Below are 842 nucleotides of genomic sequence, written 5' to 3' on the forward strand. Positions count from 1 at the left end.
CCCATCGTCAGCACTAAATTAGTATGAGCGGCAGTCGGGAATCGCGCTGCCAAAAGGCAGGTCAGGAACCATCTTGTAGTCCCTGAAGATAGGCTGTGCCACCCAGCTGTCTCATCTGGGTGAGAATCCAGTCTTGGCGATCTAACACTTCCCAGGAAGGGGCTTCTACGCTGTAGAGTTCTGGGCCAGGTAGCACGGCGGCGAGAAGGGCGGCTTCTTCAGGGGTGAGGTTCTGGGCGGAGATTTGAAAAAACTGCTGACTGGCGGCTTCTACCCCAAAGGTGCGCTCTCCGAATTGCGCAATGTTTAGATACACTTCCAAGATCCGCTGCTTGTTCCACATCAGCTCTATGAGGAGGGTTAGCCAAGCTTCTATGCCTTTGCGTACAAAGCTACGCCCTGGCCATAGGAACAGGTTTTTGGCAACTTGCTGGGTGATGGTGCTCCCTCCACGCAGGCTAGCGCCGCTTTCAGCATCTCTGATAGCAGCGTTGATGGCCTCTAAGTCAAACCCGCTATGCATCGGGAAGCGCTGGTCTTCAGCAGCGATCGCAGCTAGAGCCATATCCGGTGAAATCTGCGGGTAGGGCTGCCAGTGGTAAGCGTATAAACCATTGCGAACAGAGGCTTGCAGCATGAAGCTGGTAGTCGGCGGTGGCACGAACCGCAGCAGCAGCACTAGCGGCACCGATAGCGCCCATAGCCATACAAAGAAAATGACTATCCGCCAGAGCAGGCGGAGTGGACGGAAGCGTTTTCTACCTCGGGTTTGTCTATACACAAAGGAGCGCAAAGCGGAGCGAATGACGACAGATGACAACTCTAACCATACACAACAGATG

General features: G+C 54.5%; 1 protein-coding gene. It reads right to left on the reverse strand.

Features of this window, described 5'->3' with window-relative positions:
• Window positions 1-61: 61 nt before the first annotated feature.
• Window positions 62-781, reverse strand: coding sequence for a monofunctional biosynthetic peptidoglycan transglycosylase (gene mtgA / locus CKL79_RS22655; protein ID WP_121971737.1), 720 nt, complete (start codon window positions 779-781; stop codon window positions 62-64).
• Between the last annotated feature and the right edge of the window lie 61 nt (window positions 782-842).

Source organism: Leptolyngbya sp. BC1307 (assembly GCF_002286735.1).
In the GTDB taxonomy this organism is placed as follows: domain Bacteria; phylum Cyanobacteriota; class Cyanobacteriia; order Phormidesmidales; family Phormidesmidaceae; genus Phormidesmis.